Source organism: Sutcliffiella sp. FSL R7-0096 (assembly GCF_038595065.1).
Classification (GTDB): domain Bacteria; phylum Bacillota; class Bacilli; order Bacillales; family Bacillaceae_I; genus Sutcliffiella_A.
The window spans coordinates 4,362,536-4,380,042 of sequence record NZ_CP152003.1 but is presented as its reverse complement, the minus strand read 5'-3'; the positions used below and the strand labels follow the sequence as shown (position 1 = coordinate 4,380,042).

The window sequence follows — 17,507 nt, the reverse complement described above, 5'->3', positions numbered from 1 at the left end:
TCCTTTCTTTTTATAGGAGGGAGAACATGCCCTATCTCACATTTGAAGAATTTCAGCAAATGACGCAAAAAGACATTCCGGTAGAACAGTTTAGTGAGCTTCTGCCTAAATCTTCTTCCATTCTGGACACCGTGACGAATCATTTTTATCAACGTCAAGATATTTCGGGAGATAATGCTTGGAGAGTGCGGCAATTCAAACTTGCTCTGACCGCTCAAATTGAGTATTTTCATGTTTTGGGTGCTACGACATTTGAAGAGATAAACAACACTCCTCAGACGTTCACTGCTGGCCGTACTAGCGTCTCAAATGCAAGTAGGTATAATCCATCTGGTGCAAATGAAAGTAAACCTTTAGTTGCAGAAGATGTGTTTATTTACCTTGAAGGTACTGGGCTTTTATTCAGAGGGGTGAGTCTATGGTAATGCCTAAGCCACCCAAAAAATTCTGTATTGATTCTTTTGAATACAAGGAATATATGGGCGAGAATAGTTGGTCAGAACCTGTTTATTCAGTTCCAAAGTTAATAGAACATTGTCGTATTGACCGCGGTGCCGAATATTCATCCACAACCTCTGGAAAACAACTGATCTATAATGCAGTTGTTTTTTGTTATGAAGGGATAACAACACCATTACCTTTATTTAAACATGGATCTCTTCTTCATTTTGATGGAATTGACCATAAACTTACTAAAGTTGTACCCATCTACGAAGCATACTCTAAAACTATTTATTCGTATGAATTAGAGGTGGTTTGATGGTAAGGGTAACAGTGGATCTAAATAACGTTAAGCAAAAGCTAGAGCAGAAAAATGTAGACCGGGGAAGGTACGCACTGGCCAATCAAGCATTAGCGGATATGAATCAATATGTTCCTATGGATGAAGGTACCCTGAGGCAAACAGCAACCATAGACATTGATGGCAAAGCGATTAATTACAACACACCTTATGCAAGAAGACTCTTTTATATGTACATGTACAACTATACTACACCTGGAACCGGACCCCGGTGGGATAACAAGGCAAAAGCATCGCACACGCCACATTGGGTAAAAGCATTCTTGAAGGGAGCTGACTGGTGATGGATTTTATCGAGAGATTAAAAGATAAAGTTAATGCGTTGCCCGATCTCCCTATACCTTTAAAAACCGGATTCTTAGGTGCAGAAGAATCTTTTGTAGTTTATCCACTACCTGGATCACGAACCGTTCAGGAGTATATGGATGGCACCAAGGATCAGCAATTAAATTATGAGTTTGCCATGAAGTCAAAAGGCCACAAGATTTTAAATGATACCTTGTGGCTAGTTCAAAATGAACTGGAATTATTAACTGAATTAGGTAGCCATAATGGTAGCTTTGAATTGGAAGAATTAGTGGTGACGAATAAGCCATTTATTAATCAGATTGATAACCAAGGATGGTACATTTTTTTGTTAAATATACAAGCAAATATAACTGTTTATAAGGAGGAGAAATAAGTGGGTAAATTAAAAAATGCAATGCGTACTCATTTTGTACAAGAGTTTACGCCAGGACAAGAAGAACCTGGAACAGAGTGGTTGGAATTAGCAACAGGGATTTCAACCATTGGGGATGATACACAAGAAGAAACAGAGGAAACAGCATATTATTCAGGTGATGGAACTCCAGAAACTGAGATTATTTCTGTTGCAGGAGCATACACACCTGAAGGTCACTTCTTTTCTGATGATCCTGCCCAGGCGCTTATCGCAGGAAAAAAATATAAGGTAGGAGAAGGACGAAAGGTATGGCATAAAGTCGTTTCCTCAGATGGAACAAAACAATGGATAGGACGTGCCACTATTTCATCTATCGTCGCTGGAGCAGGGGATGCATCAGCATACGAGACGTTTAGTTGTAACATTCGTTTCGACCAAATTCCAAAAGAAACCGATGTTGTACCAGCCGGATAAATGAGGGGCTTATTGCCCCTTTACAATGTAAAGGAGGATGAACATGGAAGGGTTAAAGGTTGATATACACCGGACTGGTTTTCCAGTGAAAATCGGAACCATAGAATTATGGTTTGACAGTTCGTTAGAGAATTTAAGGCGGTTTTTCGATGTGGAAGAACTTGCACAAGAAAAATTAAAACAGGCTCAAGAAAAGGCAAAACATATACACTTTCCGGAAGAAATCGAGTTAGAAAATATAGATATTCAATTAGTGGATGCTGCTTTTGATGTGAATAAGGAGTTTATAGCAGCTCAATACGATGTTATCTTTGGTGATGGTACTTTTAAAAAGATCTACAAGGAATATCCAGACATTCTGGCATTAGAAAACGCCCTGGATCCCATCGGTGTGGCTATTGCTAAAAAGATTGAGGAATTAGAAGTAGAACGAAGCGAAAAAGTAGAAGTGAAGAAAAACGAATACTTAAATAAAAAAGCTCAAAAACAGTAGGTGATTAAATGAGGTTAAACGACCCTTTAGTCACCTCTTTTTTATACCAAGATAAAAAGTATCCTCTTGATTTGGCTTTTGATAACGTCCTAGACGTGTTTGACGTGTTAGGGGATAAAACCCTTCGAGAACAAGAAAAGGCTGAAATATGCCTTGTTCTGTTGCTGAATGAGTCATTTAAAGGGCATGAAGCTATTCAGCTATGGAATTTCATCTATGAATCGTTTATCAAAATCGAAAGTACGCAACCAATTGAATATGACCTTAAGGGAAATCCTTTACCTGTTCAAGAGGAAGATACAAAAAGTCTTATCAATTTGGATAGAGATGCAGAATATATTTTTGCTTCGTTTAAGCAAGCGTACAATTTGAACTTACTTGAGTATCAGGGAAAGTTGCATTGGCACGAATTCCAAGCATTGTTAAATGGTTTGCCAAGTGAAACCATCATGCAAAGAGTTATCCAGATCAGGATGTGGAAACCCTCCAAAGGGGAGTCGAGTGAGTATCAGCAAGCGATGAAAAGATTACAAAAAGTTTATGCCTTGGATGACGGAGACGAAGAGGAGGTGGATTAAATGGCAGACGGTAGAATTAAAATAGATATCGAAGTAGATGGTAAACAAGTATCTGTGGCATCTAAAGAACTAGATAAGCTCGAAAAAACTAGCTTAGATTCTAGTAAAGGTGTCAAAGCAGCCGAAAAGGCAATGGACAACATCAGTGATAGTAGTGTGGAAGCTTCCAAGAGTGTTAAAGGTGTATCAAATAGTTTAGACCAGGTTTCCAGTGAAGCCAGTGAAGCTGCTAACGATTTAAACAAGGCTAAGAATGAAACAAAAGGGATAGCTGATGAATCTGATAAAGCATCGGACAGAACTAAAAAGTTTGCAGTAGCCATCGGACTTATCGCCATAGCATCCGCTGCGTTCGGTGTCTTAAAGTCATCTATGGATGATGCGATAAGTCGTTTCGACACACTTAACAAGTTCCCTAAAGTACTACAAGCATTAGGTGTATCTGCAAAGGACTCAGAACGTGCTATGTCCAGGCTATCCGAAGGAATTGACGGGCTACCTACCAAACTTGATGAAATTGCTTTGATAGCACAAAGAATGTACACCTCCTTCAATGATATGGATTTGGCAACAGAATCAGCACTTGCATTGAATAATGCACTACTTGGTTCTGGATCCAGTGCAGTTGATGCAAAACGTGGGACAGATCAATATATTAAGGCTTTGCAAACTGGGAAAATGGATATGAACATGTGGACAACCCTCCAGGAAACAATGAGCGTGGGGCTTGTTAAAATCGCCGAAGGGTTTGGAATGACAGAAACCGAGATGTACCAAGCATTACAAAGTGGGACCATTTCAATGGATCAATTTAACGCTAAGTTAATTGAGGTAGGAACAGGTACAGGAATCATGGCTAAATTAGCCAAAGATAACAGTTTAGGTATAGCTACCTCTCTTGGCAATTTGCGTAATGCAGCTGCCCGTGGTGTAGCAGGTATGATTGATTCTTTTAATAAATTATCAAGGGATGCAACGGGCAAGGAGATAGCCGAAAATATAGATGGTTTAAAAGTAATTGTGAATCAATCGTTTAAAGTGATTCAAAAAACAATAGAAGGAACAACCCCTTATGTTAAAGGTTTTACTTCCGCTGTCCAATCGACATTACCGGTTGTGAAATTCTTGTCCCCTGCGCTAATTGGGTTGGCATCTGCATATGCCATGCACAAAGTGATCCATCTGACTACAGCAGCAATCAAAGCAAATACCACAGCGGTAGCAGTAGGGACAACTGTTAAAAAATTATATATCTTGGCCATTACAGAAAGTTCCACAGGGTATTTGGTCAATGCAGCTTCTGCAAAAGTGGCAACCGTAGCGACCAAAGCGCGTTCTGCTGTTTTGGTAACTGCCACTACGGTCGAGCTACTTTTCACACGACAAATCACATTGGCCAACGTTGCGCTATATGCAAAAGCCGTAGCGGTAGGCGTGGTAGGAAAGGCTCTGAAAGTCCTAATGGGACCAGTCGGATGGGTAACTCTAGGAATTGGTGCATTAGTTGGAGCTGCTGTAGGGTTAATTAAATGGCTGAATAGGTCGAGTGAAGAGGCAAAGCGTTTAAATGCGGAGGCGGAGGATTTATCAAGTTCCATAGATTCATTAAATGATGAACTGGATAGCTCAAATGAAGCATTTAGAAAAAATCAAAACGAATTAAAAGCCACAGCTGAAGAAAATGTAAACTTGGCGAAAAAGGTCGAGGACCTAGCAGCCAAAGAAAATAAGTCCGCAGCCGAGAAACAATTGTTAAGCGCCTATATTGAAGAGATGAATGGTAATGTAAAGGATTTAAATCTTTCTTTTGATGAAGAAGCCAACGCTTTAAGTATGTCTTCCGAAGAATTGAGCGCGCGAGTGGATTTGATGAAAGAAGAAGAAAAGTTAATTTCTGCCCGGGAAAGGCAAGTGGAAATCTCCAAAGAGCAAAATGAAGTAGATGCCAAACTTGAAGAAATCAATGCACTTAGGGCTGAATGGAGTGAAAAAGTTAAAGAAAATGCTGTGAGTGCGGGTGACGCAGAAAAAGCATTCGCGAGCTTAGATGAAAAAGAAGCAGCGCTAAAAGAAACAAACGCAAAATTAGGTGAGCAACACAAAGAAACCGAAATTCTTGTGTCAGAAGCAGCTGATGGAATGGCCGCTGCTATTGAAGAAGGAAATATCAGACAGCAATTTTCTTATGAAGCTCTTGAAGGAGCAAACAAAGCAGCTTTCGATAGTATGAAAGATTCATATGAAAGTTTAAAAGATGCTGCGACTGATGCGTTTGATAAGATCGAAACCAAAACCGATCACACGATGAAAAGTATGACTGAGACGATGCTCCATAATCAAAAAGCAGTAGAAGAATGGAGTCAAAACCAGGCTAAACTGATGAAGTGGGCTGGTGAGAATGGTTACGATAGTTTTATTCCTTATATCGAAAGTATGGGGATTGATTCTGCAGCAGAACTGGCAGTGTTAGCCCAAGCGGGTGAAGATGAGTTAAAAAATTTCGCGGACGCAGTAGAAGGCGGAGCAGTTACAGCGACAGACGCCTTAAAGACAACTCTTGGAGATGGGTTCGACGAATCTATAGCTTTAGTTACCGGCTATGTTGATGACATGTCAGTATCTATGAAAGATCAGGTTAAAAAATCCGATTTTGCTTCAATTGGAAAAGATGTTGCTACAGGGTTTAGTGGAGGGGTGGTGGCCGGAACGCCAGAAGCCGAGAAAGCAGCTGCGAATATGGCCAAAGCTACTGAAGAGGCTGCAAGGAAGCAAGCAGAAACTCGTAGCCCATCCAGGGTATTTAAACGAATTGGTAACGATATAACCGCCGGTCTTGCATTAGGGATTAATGATGGTACTTCCCAAGTAACTCAAGCCATTCAAAAATTATTCAAATCAATCCAAACTGATTCTGAATTAAGCTTTAAATCTATTACTAAAAATCATCATAATTCAGTAAAAGACATAGAGAAGTCTTTTGATAATTTGAAAGTAGTCACTCAGACAGGTATGAAAAACATGTTGGATCGATTAAGGGATGGTTCCAACCGTCAAAAAGATGTCGTGAGAGGATTGGCTAGAGACATGTTAAGCCCTTTTAATAATACCCCATCCCAATTTCATTCTATTGGTAGAAATTCCATGGCGGGCTTAAATCAAGGGTTATTGGCTGGTAGAGGGCAAGTGCTATCCACTGCTAGAACTATAGCCAACCAAGTCGCCAGCACGATGAAAAGCGCTTTAAGGATCCATTCACCTTCTAGGTTAATGCGTGACGATGTCGGTCGTTTCATTCCGGAAGGGATAGCAGTGGGGATAAAGGAAAATGCAAAGTCTGTTTACAGAGAGTTAGACATCCTTTCTAAAAACATGGTTCTGTCATCTACACCTGAGCAAGCATTAGGGACCTCTAGAATGGCGTATGCAAGTTCTAGCAGCCAAGTCATGGATCCATTCAAAAGAGTACCACTCCCTGGTAATAATACTTCCAATTCCAATATGAATCTAACTGGACTGATATCTGCTATCGAGCGATTGGCAGCAAGGCCGATCAGAGTAGGAATTGATGGCCATGAATTTATTGAAGCTACCGTTGATGGCATGGATGCAGCACTGCAGTTTAAACAAGCACGAAAGGACCTGTTCTAGGAGGTGATAACTTGAGTTTCTATTATGATAACATTACCAAGTCCTATATCAGGGCATTAAGAGGGGTGGAGCGACCATCCTGGGCTCCGATTGAACATGAAATAATTGAGGTGCCAGGTAGCGCGGGCGGTATTGCTGTCGAGAAGAAGAGAAAAGTTAGAATTCTATACGTCCCAGTGGAAGTCAGAGGGATAGGGGCACTTAATCTACAAAAAGTTAAAGAAGATTTAGCCAAGTGGTTGATTAAGGACGGCCCTAGGAATCTTGTTTTTCCAGATGAACCGGATCGAGTGTATTATGCAGAACTCACCGGAGAGTTAAACTTGGAGGAAGTTCTGGATAAAGGGAAAGGGCTTCTTACTTTTATTTGTGCAGATCCTTTCAAATATGGACCACAACTTACCTTTACAAAGTCTGCATCAACAAGTGGCACATTTACGTTAATCATGACCAACCCAGGAACCGTTGAAGCATATCCAGAATTTAAGTTTTTAGTTAAGAAACCAATTACACACTTGGATATCATTGGTCCGGATAAGTACATGAGAATTGGTAGACCAGTAACGGTTGAAGAAACCATTGTCAATCCTACAGAAACCATTCTATCCGATACTATGCGCACTCTGATTGGCTGGACAAATGCTCATAATGTGGATGGAGGAGTCATTTCGGGTAGTTTCCAAGCTACAGAAAATGGATTTAGAGTTAGTAATTTTGGAACAGGAGAAGCTTGGCACGGACCTGCATTACAAAAATCCGTTTCACAACCATTACAAGATTTCCAAGTGGTCATGCAGTGTACCTTTTATTCTCCAAGCAATGATGGTGTGGGTAGGATTGAGCTTTACTTGTTAGATGAAAACGGAAATGCCTTTGGAAAATTGGCATTCAAAGATATCCACCGTTACGAATACAAACAACAAGCTGAAGCGAGAGTGGGTCCGTTGTTTGGCGGTACCTTTATCATCGCTGGACAACCTGCGGATCCTAAGATGTTTGATTTCTTTACGGGAATCCTTCGACTCAAGCGTGTAAAAGGGAAATGGGAAGCGTATGTAGCCAACATTTCCAATCAGCATGTCGGGGAAATGCAAGGGTCTATCTTGGATGAGAGTGTTTCTGCAAACCTTGCAGGAATTAAAATTCATGCTGCTGTTAGTGGGCAAAATACACCAGCCTACATGACGGTAAATCATATATGGGTTGAAAAAGTAAACGATCTATCCGGTGCGGTGGTGCCTAACATCGCCCAACCAGGAGACGAGATTGTAATGGACTTTAAAAAAGACTTGATCCTAATAAACGGTGAAGATATGAAGAAGCTGAAAGGTGATTTTATCTCTTCCTTCTTCCCAATCAAGCCGGGCGATACCGCCCTAGTCATTTCTCCTGGAGATGCTGTAGACGTCGAAGCAAAAGTGAGGGGACCTTACCATTAGTCAAATACATTTGTTACATCATCAAACCGATGAAATACTATGCACTTTGGAAAACAAAATTAATGCCCCCGCCTTTTTTGATGATATACACATTGATAATATTAAGAACTTCGAAACCTATGATTTCACTATTCTAGCAACCACACCAAATGCTGCACATGCTACCAGGCGTAACCGAGTGATTATTCCGGATGACGATGGCCATTATAGGGAATTCATCATTTTGGATACGATCCAACTAAACAAAAAGAAACAAGTAAAGACAGTGGCCTCTTACATTGAGTTAAAAAAAAGCAAGAGGATTTCTCCAATAGTTTTAGAAGGCCAGACAGTCAATATGTCGATGGATTGGACGTTAGCTGGCACTGGATGGCAACGTGGTATCACAGAGTATGCCGGAATACGGAAAGTAACCATTGAGGGTTATCAGGATCCTTACCAGACGTTGAAGCAGCTTGCTAGTTTATATGGTTTGGAACTTCGTTTCCGAATAGTAGTAGATGGTAGCCGTATTGTAGGTAGATACGTAGATATGATTAAAAAACGCGGAGAGGACACCAAGAAAGAAACCAGGATAGGGAAAGACCTCATTGGTGTAGAGCGCATTGAAAACGCTGATATCGTTACTGCCCTTCGGGTGCTGGGACCGGAGCAGGAGGACGGTGACAGGCTAATCGTTGAAGTTAAAAACGAGGAAGCTAGGAAACGATGGTCCCGGGATGGTAATCACCTATGGGAAGATTATGAACCGTCTATTTCTGATGATAACGTAACTACAGCACGCTTAAAGGAGCTTGGGGAAGCACAATTGGACAAGCGTATAAACACCACAGTCCAATATACAGCCGAGGCAGTAGCGATGGAGGAAGTGTTTGGGTACACCCATGAAAAGGTCCGTCTGGGTGATACAAATCGCATCATTGATACTTCCTATGTGCCCCCATTGTATTTAGAAGCACGGGTTATTGAAATTCAACGATCCATTGCAGCTGGTAAAGTAAAACGGAAATACGTCCTGGGTGACTTTATTGAGTATAACGAAGAAGATCTGATGAAAACTTTCTTGCAACTCCAAATCTTATACGGTCAGAAAGTCATCCGAAGAGACACCCCCCCACCTAACCCACGTCAAGGAATGGTATGGGTAGATACTAGTGGAGAACTAGACGTTATCTTCACTTGGAACCACTATGCCCAGAAGTGGGAGAAAGCGACTCCTACGTTTGCTGAAGAAGTGGGGGCCTATGATAAGGAAACCGTAGATCAAAAAGACCGAAGTGTGTATGATGACTCTACATGGTATACAGACATTGTGGTGGAGAGTGCCAAAGAGGAATTAATCACGGAAGCAAGGGGATACACCAGGGCGGAAATAGAAGCAGCAGAACAAGCGATTTTAGAAGACCTGAATAATCGTATTGGTGATGTTAATTCAGAAATTTCACGAGTTCAAGGTATTGCCGATGATTTGTTATTACGTGCAAATCAATTGGAACTCGATCTCTTAGTAAATGGAAATCGAATTGTGAATGTGGAGCAAAACGTGGATACCATCAATGGCCGTATAAGCACCACTATCAACGAGTTATCCGTTTTGAATGGTGTGGTTACTGAACAACAAATCACCATTGAACAACAGGCTGGCATTCTCTCCGGCAAAGCCAATAAAGACACGGTGGACACCTTGACGGGAAGAGTCACAACGACTGAAGGGAGCATCGAACTTCTTGCTGGTCAGGTATCTTTCAAAGCAAATGCTTCAGATGTTTACACCAAGTCTGAAGTTAATGTTGAACTTGGAAAGAAGATAGACACTAACGTATATAACAATAAGATGTCTCAACTTGATGTGGCCCTTTCAGGTGTCACCACCCGTGTCTCTAACACTGAGACAGAAATTAATTCTCTAACCGGAGAATTAAATTCTGCTAAAAGTCAAATTGCCAATCTCGATATTAAAGCAAACGAAATTGTGGCTAGTGTTAGTGAGGTTCGTGCGGATCTAAACAACTTGGAGATTGGTGGAAGGAATTTATTAAGGAACACTAACCAACAATTTGATTGGAACGTTACTAGTTTAGGACAATCACATCCTAAGTCATCGCATGGAATGTCCCTTTCTGAATCAACAATCAAGGAAATGAAAGGGAGATTTGTAACCCTTTCTTTTTTAGTCAAAACCACGGATTTAGCCTATGGAACAAGCAACCCATGGTTAGGCGTGGAAATGGGAATAAGGTTTGCTGATAATTCCATAATGTATATTAGCCTTGGTCAAAGGGTTGTACAAGCTGGAACGAGTGATTGGAAAAAATATGTCCGAACAGTACTTATTCAAGATAAAGAAATTTCTAATATAGCTTCCTACACCGTACTAATGAGGGATGCTACAGGAAACGTCAGTTTAAAAGAAGTGAAACTAGAGTTTGGTAATAAAGCTACGGATTGGACTCCTGCACCAGAAGATATTGATGCAAGACTAACATCGGCAGAAGCATCCCTTCAAATCTTACCTGGACAGATAAATGCAAAAGCATCACAACAAGAGGTAAACAGCTTAACAGGACGTATGAGCACCGCAGAGACTACCCTAGCCTTACTACCAGGTGAATTAAATGCAAGAGTAGAAAAAAATGGAGTAGTCGCTGCCATTAATCTCAGTACAGAGGGAACAAGGATTCTCTCATCTAGAATTCATATAGATGGTAACGTGACTTTCAGTAATAATTATGACCCTTCCACAAAGGAAACTCCAACAGGGGCACAGAGCAAAGCGAATTCGGCCCGTGACGAAGCGATTGTGTACACAAATCAAAACACCGGCAACCTTGTGGACAATCCTACCGCAGGAAAAGGAATCGGAAGGTGGAACGCTTCTGGATTAAGTGTGGTTAATCATTCGTTTGATGGTCTTAGTGTTCCCGTATTACAGTCAAGCGTTTCGACTGATACGCAAAATTACAGCGGATACTTTGACATAGATACTTCCAAGGCTTATGAGGTATCGTTATGGATAAAGAAAAGCGCAAACGCTGGGCGGATATATTTTGGATTGACTGGACTTGACGAAAACAGTATCAATGTTGGATTTGATCAAATAAACGTAAGTAATGGCTCTGTAACTGCAAATAACACAAACTTTTATTTTTATTCTGCTCCAGAGGTTCCGACGGATTGGGTACAATTAGTTGGATATATCATGCCATCTGGTACACTAGGGACTGATGTGATAGGAGTCGGTAACGGTGTAGGCCAAATAGCACGTTTCCGGCCAAATATAAGACGAATCCGGATCAGGTTTTTAAATTGGTCGAATGCCGGAACAGTCAGACAGGTTTGGGTTGCGAATCCTAAAGTGCAAGAAGTGGATCCTTTATCTGTTATTAAGGCATCACGTTCAGCTCGGTTAGTAGATAATTGGGTCTGGGGCAACACAACGGAAATAAACGGAGGAAGAATTCGGACCAATACCGTCACTGCTAATCAGATAAGTGTAACCTCCTTATCTGCACTTAGTGCAAACTTGGGTACTGTCACAGCTGGTAATATCTCTGGAGTAAATATCTCTACTGTTGGGAGTCAAGGTTCTATTTCGCTATCTGCAGATAGAGTTGAATCCACAAATGCGAATCGGATTGCACGACTTTCCAATGGGGAAGGCCTGTTTTCTAGTAGTTCCTTAGTAACTATGGTCACAGACAGTAATGGAATTCAATTGCGTTCAGAAGAAAACGGGTTGCCTTGGTCTAGTTTGCAGTTTAGTAGAATAAATGCAAATACGCATGATGCTACTTTATATGCTTCAAGGGATATAGTTCTTTCAGGAGGGCGAGATATCAACCTTACTCCTGGTGTCGGCAGGGGGATTAACGTGCAAGGAAATTTGAATATCAATAGATTAAGGGGATTAATTGATCCGGTAAAGTTCTTCCTAGGCATAGGAGATGCTCAAATAGATATGACAGGCGGGGACTTACGTATTATGAGGGACAACAACAACTATATCAGAATCAATAATGGCAGCATTCAGTTTTATGTAGACGGCGTTAGTGTTCATACTATGAGGAGGACTACTTAATCTATGGCCCGGACAATCAATTGGCAAAAAGAAGTTACGTACATTTTTCGTTTTTTAGAAGAGGAACATAAGGAACATATCTATGTGAATGATTTGGATGGGAAACGATATAGGTTAACTGATGATAACCCTGTTTATGGTATGATTCCCACCACACATCCATCAACAGGCGAAGAACATCTAACCATTGAAGCCGAGCTTGTTGGTGAGTATTTAAGAACTGTCACACCAACTATCAAACGTTATGAACTAGTCTATTATCTGCCCGATATCGAGAAACATGTTTTTCTTAACTACGAGGAAGAGATCAGCGACTTCCCTGGGGAAAGTGGCAGCAGATTATATTTTCTAAGCATACCATTCTAAATAAAAAAATAGGCGAAACAGGCAGAGGAAATATCCTTTGTCTGTTTTTAATTGGAGGAAAACATAATGAAAATCAAATTGAAATATGCGTACATTGGAGAAATCATTACATTTCTAGTCAATCTATCCCTAAAAGGAAAACAAAATAGACATCGCATCAGATTGGTAAACACGTTGCAAGAAAAATATAAACAGATTAGTGCAGAAGAGATGGCACTTATCAAAGAGTATGCCGGGGTGGATGAAGAAGGGCAACCAAACAGGACAGAAACAGGATTTGCCATTAAAGATATCAAGGGCTTTAAAAAGCAACAGGACGAGTTGTTTGAAGAAGAGTATGTGCTTGAGGGCGGTGATTACCATGGAATGTTAAAGACTATAAAACCCATTGTTCTGGATTATGAAGGAGAAGTAAGTGGGAGAGAAGCCTTTGTATTGGACCACCTTTGTGAAGCTTTTGAAAATGCAGATGAGGAGAGTGATGAAGAATGATTATTCAAATTAGATCTACCAATGTGCAATGGACGGATGAGGGAGAAGTAAGTTCTGTACAAATAAGCTTTAGTGGCCACACAGCAGAAAGAAACATCAACATAAATGGGATTATTCCTTTGACCTCGGAAGAGTATCGAGGCAACGAATCTATTCCAGCATTAACAGGCATTGTAAAACAGCATTTAGCTACTCGATTATCAGAATAACAAAAAGAGCATTTGGCTCTTAACTTAAGGAGAACATAAAATGTGGATAAACATTGAAAGTTTACAAATCGTACAAGCATACCTATTTGGCGGAGTGAAGTTTTTGGATTTTCTAGCTCTACTTATGCTTATTGATATCATTACAGGCATATTTAAAGCAATCAAATTAAAACGGCTAAGAAGCCGAAATGCATTATTCGGTTATGCCAGAAAAATGTTAGTGTTTGGGGTCATCATTGTTGCAAATGTAATAGATAATATTCTTGGGTTAAATGGAGCGGTGGCATATGCTACGGTTCTTTTTTATTTGGCAAATGAAATTCTGTCGATTATTGAAAACCTTGCTCAAGTAGGTGTCAGAGTTCCAAAGGTTATCAGTGAAAAACTCCATGTTATTCAAGAGGAAGAAAAGAAGGAAGAAATTTAAGCTGCCATTCGTGGTGGCTTTTTCATTTTGAAAGGAGAGATCTTTATGGTTACTTTGAATTATAAAAAGAGGCACATCCGTAGACATCCTACTACAAGACCAGGAATTAAACTACTCAGGGTCCAAGCGGTTATTGACCACGCTACTGCAAATCATGGGGCTTCCGCAGCTAACCACTTTACCTATTTCGATAGCTCATTACCTGATCTAAATGATAAACAACCAGAAGATAAGAAAAGGTATGCCAGCGCACATATATTTGTAGACAAGGTTGAGGCTTTAGAACTTGTTCCTCTGGATGAAGTGTGTTTCCAAGCAAACGATAGACGACAAGGACCGTTATTATCCACCTTACGTGCGACAAGCCCTCAATATCCAGGGGGTAACGCAAACCTTTTAACTATAAGTGTAGAAATGTGTCAGGAAAGTGATGGATCTATTCATCCCAATACACTTAAAAGAACTGCATTGGTCCATCAAATGTTACAAAAACGCTTCCCTCAGTTGAAAGACACATATAACCGTTTTGTACGTCATTATGACGTAACAGGGAAAAACTGTCCTGCTCCAATGGTGACGAGGGCATCTTACTACAAAGTACTTCTGGACATGACACACGGGGTAATTCCGATTAATCCGGCTCCGGCTAAACCAAAGCCCACACCTAAACCAGTACCACCTAAAAAGGAGGAACCATTTATGTTAGAGAAAGCAATTGTCATTAATCAGTATTCTGATTTCCCTTCTGCAGAGCTTATTGCAGGAAAGTTGAAAGTACCAATTTTTCTAAGAACTACTGCAACTCAAGTCCAAGTAGCAAAGGAAATTCTCGTTTGCGGGGGATCTAAAGAAGGTCTTAAAGGGAACAAGTTTGTGGAGTTAACCGGGAAAGATCGTTACGAAGCTGCTGAGGCGATGGGTAAGTTTTATAGATCTTTGTGAAAAATTATAAAGGAGGGGATTCTAGTGGCAACATTTGAGGTCGTATCTAAAGATAATCAGTCTAAAACAAAGGTAAAGGTAATGGAAAAATCAATCTTAATTAGCGCGAATAATATTAAATTGGAAAAGATGTAAATTAAAAGCCCTTCCTTAATCGGAGGGGCTTTTTCTATTTTATAGTCATAAATATTGTTATTGCTACACCTGCAATCGCAACTCCAGTTGTTACTAGAGCAATAATAGAAGTAATGGAAAGGGTTTTAATATACCTGGAAGTATCCACAAGATCCTTTTTTGTTTCCTTGAATTCAGTTTGTAAAGTTTCAATAGATTGTGAAATTCTTAGTTCACGTTCTTTTGCTTCTTCTCGATAACGATCTTCACGTTCTTTTGCATCTTTTGAAAATTGCTCCATTTGCTTTAAGAAACGCTCTTCTCGTTCGCTTATTTCTCTCCTTGATCGTTCTTCACGTTCTCTAATATCTCGCTTTAGTTCTTCAAATAATATACCTGTATATTCCTGTTCATTTTTCATTTCTTCACCCTCTTGAAAAGAGTCTTTTCCGCTTGCTACTTCTTGAAATGAAGTTAAGGGGATATTATATGGAGTGTACTTCTTGTTGTTTATTATATCATTCCTTGGTAACAAAGGAACAACTTTACGATTAAACCTTTTGGACTGTTCCATTTGAAAAATTGACCTGGACATTAATATTCCTCCGAAATAATTGCTACTTTTGATTTGAAGAGTCTGCTTTCCGGATTATTTAATAATAGGTTTAAGTCTGATCCATCTTCAAGCTCTTTTGGCGAATATAGAAGTTCAATACTGAAAAAGTTGTTAGTAAAATCACCGATTAGTGATTCAATATCTTCAGGAAGTTTTAAAGGAGTTTCCATCCCTAGGTTTCCAATCTCAAGCTTATTTTCATCGCAATAAAAACTGGCGGATGATAATATTTCAACTTCTTTCCCACCCTTTTGATGAAATAAAAACAAATAAAGATAAAATGGCACTCTTTTTCCGGTTATTGGGTTTACAAGCTTGTCCAACCCGGATAAATCAAACTTGACCTCAAGACATTGTCCATCCATTTCTTTTAAATTAATAAGGAAATCTTGTTTGTTATTTGGATTTCTTAGAGTGAACGTATGCAATGCAGGTAGTAAATTTTCAACTGACATATAAACACCTCGTTTGTTAATATTATGTAATGTTATCATTCTCACCTTTCTGGTACAAATCCCATTTCTGATAGTCGCTTAAAGATCCCCCTGCTGTTTGCCACTTACCAGCATATTCATGATAACCCTCAACATAATAATTCTTTCTATCAACTTCTTTTTTTAAAACTCCAATTAAACCATTTTCGGAGTTTCGAATGGTGTCTCCTACTTCAATTCGCTGTTTACTCATACACTATCATTCTCCTGGTCTTCGACTCTATTATCGAATTTCACCCAAATTCGTTCAATTGGTCGATTTAGTTCAGTTGCTATTGCATAAGCTGTCTCAAAGCTTGGTAAGGTGTTTTCATTTACCAGGGCATTAAGAGCAGTCCTGCTTAATCCTATTTTCTCTGCAAGCCTCTTCTGAGTAAAGGCTGGGTTTCTCGTCTTCTCTTCGGCTAATATCACTCTTAGATTACAAGTGAATCCTTTAATAGGCATCACGACACCTCCATTTGTATCATTCCACATTCTTTAAAATAATTCCTCTAATCGTTAGTGAATCAAAGAATAAAAAAGTTAAGTAAACAAGACATATTTTTAGTTCACCTACATAAGTTTTATTAAAGGCGTCAAAAGGGCGCCAAAATGACCCCAAGGAGGCGGTTTTATTGTTAAGCATGACTAAAGAGTTGGCAGAAGTCTTATTGGCGCGTACAGACGTATTTCTGACGTCTGAAGGGCACTCATTGCTTTTAGAAATGGTGGAGGAGGTGACGTCCTCTAATGGTGTACCGTCCAACAGTAAGGTATCATGACGTCTTCAGGAAGTATGTTGATGACGTATTTAAGGTGACGTCCCTGGATCGCAATCAAATTATTAGAGCTGCATTATTTACGGCTGCCTATTCTCCACAATTTCACCAGCTGATGAAGCCATACTTTTATGAGCAGGAGGAGAGGGTTGACGTCCCTCTTCCGGAGCCTAAATGGTCCATGAGGGAGGCTAAGTATTGGCTAGAACAAAATGCCGAGATATACGGGCAAATGAAGCCTGTTGACGTCCCTGCTCCCGTCTTAGAGTCCCAAGGGCAGGGGAGAAGAATAGAGGTTAAAAATCGCGGGGGGATTAGCCTCTTCCTCCCCGGGTGACCTAGTTACACTGTAACACGGTTGCCATTGTCAATTGGTAATGACATTTAAGGAGGTTATGAGTGTGATAGAAGGGAAGGGGTTAGGCAATAAGAAGATAAATAGAGTTGGAGTATCATTGAGTAATAGTTACTTAAAGAATTTGAACAGGTTGGCTACAGCTTGTAATAAGAAACCTACCACCTTGGCCGGACTGATCTTGGAGAGGTGCCTGGATGACACCTTGATGGTGGAACAGCTGCAGAATGAGTTTGGTGTCTATGAGGCGTACAGAGTGTTACCGGTTAAGAAACATGACGCACCGAACGTCACATACATGTTGAAAGGAGAGACGTCTTCATGGAGGTAGTAAGCCTGGTAACTGGTGTTCTTGTGACGTCATTTGCAGTATGTATATTTAGGAATAAGGAAGACGTCCAGGAAAATATGTTGGTCGGGGGAACGAAAAGCCCTGGACGCCTTGTAACACTATCATGCCAAACTTGCCGGAAACTTAAACATCACTTGGAGATCCAGGAGGATTTATTTGAGTGTACGAAATGCGGGCGTCAAATTGACGTGAGGTAGAAAATT

General features: G+C 40.2%; 23 protein-coding genes. 19 read left to right on the top strand and 4 right to left on the bottom strand.

All coding sequences use genetic code 11. The features are described 5' to 3' along the window. The first annotated feature begins 26 nt into the window (after positions 1–26). The 15 genes from MKY77_RS22430 (at position 27) to MKY77_RS22360 (ending at position 14,612) form a co-directional block, all read left to right on the top strand. Positions 27–425, top strand: a complete 399-nt coding sequence (locus tag MKY77_RS22430) for a hypothetical protein (protein WP_339147640.1) — start codon at positions 27–29, stop codon at positions 423–425. Then, the gene (locus MKY77_RS22425) at positions 419–760 is read left to right on the top strand and encodes a putative minor capsid protein (protein WP_342515494.1); all 342 of its coding nucleotides are present in this window, start codon (positions 419–421) and stop codon (positions 758–760) included. The genes MKY77_RS22430 and MKY77_RS22425 overlap by 7 nt, the downstream gene beginning before the upstream one ends. Then, positions 760–1,086, top strand: coding sequence for a minor capsid protein (locus MKY77_RS22420; RefSeq protein ID WP_342515493.1), 327 nt, complete (start codon positions 760–762; stop codon positions 1,084–1,086). The genes MKY77_RS22425 and MKY77_RS22420 overlap by 1 nt, the downstream gene beginning before the upstream one ends. Then, positions 1,086–1,484, top strand: a complete 399-nt coding sequence (locus MKY77_RS22415; RefSeq protein WP_342515492.1) for a minor capsid protein — start codon at positions 1,086–1,088, stop codon at positions 1,482–1,484. The genes MKY77_RS22420 and MKY77_RS22415 overlap by 1 nt, the downstream gene beginning before the upstream one ends. Continuing rightward, positions 1,485–1,940 (top strand): phage tail protein, encoded by a 456-nt coding sequence (locus MKY77_RS22410; RefSeq protein ID WP_342515491.1) that lies wholly within the window; start codon positions 1,485–1,487, stop codon positions 1,938–1,940. A gap of 43 nt (positions 1,941–1,983) precedes the next feature. Then, on the top strand, positions 1,984–2,433 hold the full coding sequence (locus MKY77_RS22405; RefSeq protein ID WP_342515490.1) for a hypothetical protein: 450 nt from the start codon (positions 1,984–1,986) through the stop codon (positions 2,431–2,433). A gap of 8 nt (positions 2,434–2,441) precedes the next feature. Continuing rightward, a complete protein-coding gene (locus MKY77_RS22400) occupies positions 2,442–3,011 on the top strand; it encodes a Gp15 family bacteriophage protein (protein ID WP_342515489.1) in 570 nt (189 codons plus the stop codon). Then, positions 3,012–6,659, top strand: a complete 3,648-nt coding sequence (locus tag MKY77_RS22395; protein WP_342515488.1) for a tape measure protein — start codon at positions 3,012–3,014, stop codon at positions 6,657–6,659. Between the two features lie 11 nt (positions 6,660–6,670). Continuing rightward, positions 6,671–8,098 carry a distal tail protein Dit gene (locus tag MKY77_RS22390; RefSeq protein WP_342515487.1) on the top strand — a complete coding sequence of 476 codons (1,428 nt, stop codon included), beginning with the start codon at positions 6,671–6,673 and terminating at the stop codon, positions 8,096–8,098. A gap of 10 nt (positions 8,099–8,108) precedes the next feature. Continuing rightward, on the top strand, positions 8,109–12,176 hold the full coding sequence (locus MKY77_RS22385) for a phage tail spike protein (RefSeq protein WP_342515486.1): 4,068 nt from the start codon (positions 8,109–8,111) through the stop codon (positions 12,174–12,176). A gap of 3 nt (positions 12,177–12,179) precedes the next feature. Further along, the gene (locus MKY77_RS22380; protein WP_339147630.1) at positions 12,180–12,542 is read left to right on the top strand and encodes a hypothetical protein; all 363 of its coding nucleotides are present in this window, start codon (positions 12,180–12,182) and stop codon (positions 12,540–12,542) included. Between the two features lie 66 nt (positions 12,543–12,608). Continuing rightward, the gene (locus tag MKY77_RS22375) at positions 12,609–13,034 is read left to right on the top strand and encodes a hypothetical protein (RefSeq protein ID WP_339147629.1); all 426 of its coding nucleotides are present in this window, start codon (positions 12,609–12,611) and stop codon (positions 13,032–13,034) included. Beyond that, positions 13,031–13,243 carry a hypothetical protein gene (locus MKY77_RS22370; RefSeq protein WP_339147628.1) on the top strand — a complete coding sequence of 71 codons (213 nt, stop codon included), beginning with the start codon at positions 13,031–13,033 and terminating at the stop codon, positions 13,241–13,243. The genes MKY77_RS22375 and MKY77_RS22370 overlap by 4 nt, the downstream gene beginning before the upstream one ends. Before the next feature lie 40 nt (positions 13,244–13,283). Next, entirely contained in the window at positions 13,284–13,670 is a 387-nt protein-coding gene (locus MKY77_RS22365) for a phage holin family protein (RefSeq protein ID WP_339147627.1), read from the top strand. A gap of 45 nt (positions 13,671–13,715) precedes the next feature. Further along, the gene (locus MKY77_RS22360; RefSeq protein WP_339147626.1) at positions 13,716–14,612 is read left to right on the top strand and encodes a hypothetical protein; all 897 of its coding nucleotides are present in this window, start codon (positions 13,716–13,718) and stop codon (positions 14,610–14,612) included. Between the two features lie 169 nt (positions 14,613–14,781). Here MKY77_RS22360 and MKY77_RS22355 read toward each other — a convergent pair whose 3' ends face one another. From MKY77_RS22355 to MKY77_RS22340, 4 genes are read right to left on the bottom strand one after another with little or no spacing between them, the layout of a single operon-like run. Beyond that, the gene (locus MKY77_RS22355) at positions 14,782–15,300 is read right to left on the bottom strand and encodes a hypothetical protein (RefSeq protein ID WP_339147625.1); all 519 of its coding nucleotides are present in this window, start codon (positions 15,298–15,300) and stop codon (positions 14,782–14,784) included. A gap of 20 nt (positions 15,301–15,320) precedes the next feature. Further along, a complete protein-coding gene (locus MKY77_RS22350; protein WP_342515485.1) occupies positions 15,321–15,836 on the bottom strand; it encodes a hypothetical protein in 516 nt (171 codons plus the stop codon). Next, positions 15,820–16,029, bottom strand: a complete 210-nt coding sequence (locus MKY77_RS22345; protein ID WP_342515484.1) for a hypothetical protein — start codon at positions 16,027–16,029, stop codon at positions 15,820–15,822. Before MKY77_RS22345 ends, MKY77_RS22350 begins: the two co-directional genes overlap by 17 nt. Further along, on the bottom strand, positions 16,026–16,313 hold the full coding sequence (locus MKY77_RS22340; RefSeq protein ID WP_342515483.1) for a helix-turn-helix transcriptional regulator: 288 nt from the start codon (positions 16,311–16,313) through the stop codon (positions 16,026–16,028). The genes MKY77_RS22345 and MKY77_RS22340 overlap by 4 nt, the downstream gene beginning before the upstream one ends. A 140-nt stretch (positions 16,314–16,453) precedes the next feature. Between MKY77_RS22340 and MKY77_RS22335 the strand changes: the two genes are divergently transcribed. From MKY77_RS22335 to MKY77_RS22320, 4 genes are all read left to right on the top strand, one after another. Then, positions 16,454–16,600 carry a hypothetical protein gene (locus MKY77_RS22335; protein WP_342515482.1) on the top strand — a complete coding sequence of 49 codons (147 nt, stop codon included), beginning with the start codon at positions 16,454–16,456 and terminating at the stop codon, positions 16,598–16,600. Next, entirely contained in the window at positions 16,569–16,934 is a 366-nt protein-coding gene (locus MKY77_RS22330) for a hypothetical protein (RefSeq protein WP_342515481.1), read from the top strand. Before MKY77_RS22335 ends, MKY77_RS22330 begins: the two co-directional genes overlap by 32 nt. A gap of 64 nt (positions 16,935–16,998) precedes the next feature. Continuing rightward, complete coding sequence (locus MKY77_RS22325; RefSeq protein ID WP_342515480.1) at positions 16,999–17,283, top strand: hypothetical protein; 285 nt, start codon at positions 16,999–17,001, stop codon at positions 17,281–17,283. Further along, positions 17,274–17,501, top strand: a complete 228-nt coding sequence (locus MKY77_RS22320; protein ID WP_342515479.1) for a hypothetical protein — start codon at positions 17,274–17,276, stop codon at positions 17,499–17,501. The genes MKY77_RS22325 and MKY77_RS22320 overlap by 10 nt, the downstream gene beginning before the upstream one ends. The last annotated feature ends 6 nt before the right edge of the window (positions 17,502–17,507 follow it).

Coding starts and splice junctions, on each gene's coding strand:
- MKY77_RS22430 (WP_339147640.1), top strand. CDS start 27: ATGCCCTATCTCACATTTGAAGAATTTCAGCAAATGACGCAAAAAGAC.
- MKY77_RS22425 (WP_342515494.1), top strand. CDS start 419: ATGGTAATGCCTAAGCCACCCAAAAAATTCTGTATTGATTCTTTTGAA.
- MKY77_RS22420 (WP_342515493.1), top strand. CDS start 760: ATGGTAAGGGTAACAGTGGATCTAAATAACGTTAAGCAAAAGCTAGAG.
- MKY77_RS22415 (WP_342515492.1), top strand. CDS start 1,086: ATGGATTTTATCGAGAGATTAAAAGATAAAGTTAATGCGTTGCCCGAT.
- MKY77_RS22405 (WP_342515490.1), top strand. CDS start 1,984: ATGGAAGGGTTAAAGGTTGATATACACCGGACTGGTTTTCCAGTGAAA.
- MKY77_RS22400 (WP_342515489.1), top strand. CDS start 2,442: ATGAGGTTAAACGACCCTTTAGTCACCTCTTTTTTATACCAAGATAAA.
- MKY77_RS22395 (WP_342515488.1), top strand. CDS start 3,012: ATGGCAGACGGTAGAATTAAAATAGATATCGAAGTAGATGGTAAACAA.
- MKY77_RS22380 (WP_339147630.1), top strand. CDS start 12,180: ATGGCCCGGACAATCAATTGGCAAAAAGAAGTTACGTACATTTTTCGT.
- MKY77_RS22375 (WP_339147629.1), top strand. CDS start 12,609: ATGAAAATCAAATTGAAATATGCGTACATTGGAGAAATCATTACATTT.
- MKY77_RS22370 (WP_339147628.1), top strand. CDS start 13,031: ATGATTATTCAAATTAGATCTACCAATGTGCAATGGACGGATGAGGGA.
- MKY77_RS22365 (WP_339147627.1), top strand. CDS start 13,284: ATGTGGATAAACATTGAAAGTTTACAAATCGTACAAGCATACCTATTT.
- MKY77_RS22360 (WP_339147626.1), top strand. CDS start 13,716: ATGGTTACTTTGAATTATAAAAAGAGGCACATCCGTAGACATCCTACT.
- MKY77_RS22355 (WP_339147625.1), bottom strand. CDS start 15,300: ATGGAACAGTCCAAAAGGTTTAATCGTAAAGTTGTTCCTTTGTTACCA.
- MKY77_RS22350 (WP_342515485.1), bottom strand. CDS start 15,836: ATGATAACATTACATAATATTAACAAACGAGGTGTTTATATGTCAGTT.
- MKY77_RS22345 (WP_342515484.1), bottom strand. CDS start 16,029: ATGAGTAAACAGCGAATTGAAGTAGGAGACACCATTCGAAACTCCGAA.
- MKY77_RS22340 (WP_342515483.1), bottom strand. CDS start 16,313: ATGTGGAATGATACAAATGGAGGTGTCGTGATGCCTATTAAAGGATTC.
- MKY77_RS22330 (WP_342515481.1), top strand. CDS start 16,569: ATGGTGTACCGTCCAACAGTAAGGTATCATGACGTCTTCAGGAAGTAT.
- MKY77_RS22320 (WP_342515479.1), top strand. CDS start 17,274: ATGGAGGTAGTAAGCCTGGTAACTGGTGTTCTTGTGACGTCATTTGCA.